The sequence below is a fragment of the Rhizobium ecuadorense genome (genome assembly GCF_001187535.1).
Lineage (GTDB): Bacteria > Pseudomonadota > Alphaproteobacteria > Rhizobiales > Rhizobiaceae > Rhizobium > Rhizobium ecuadorense.
Window position 1 is genome coordinate 1 of sequence record NZ_LFIO01000946.1, and the last position, 405, is coordinate 405.

At 58.8% G+C, this 405-nt stretch carries 1 pseudogene; it reads left to right on the forward strand.

The annotated features are described in order from the left end of the window. Positions 1–106: pseudogene (locus AF337_RS46520) on the forward strand (DUF1127 domain-containing protein); the annotation flags it as partial. Between the last annotated feature and the right edge of the window lie 299 nt (positions 107–405).

Here is a 405-nt window from a genome sequence, read left to right on the forward strand (position 1 = left end):
GAGGGACATCGGTCATCCCCGGGATGACATCGGTCATCCCCGGGCCAATCGACCCGTGCTCGAAATCAAAGCGGGGCTGATGACGAAGTTGATGTCGATGCGATAATCGGAACGTTCCACCGTGCGGACGCGTCGGCTGTCGGTCGACAAGGCGAGGATCCAAGGCGCAAGCTTTGACCGAAGGCAATCATTGATTCCTCCGAGGATGTAATGCCGATCGATTTTCAGCATGCACAGCCCCGTCAATGATTGGCGGGGTTTGTTGCTGTTCGGCGGCAGGTGGGCTGTGGGTGTGGGCGAGTCCGCTCTGTCGGGGCAGGGACCGTTGATCTGGCATTCACCCTTCGCCATCAGAGTCGTCTGTTTTTCCGCTGCGGCGATTTCGACTATGATGGGGCGCTGGAA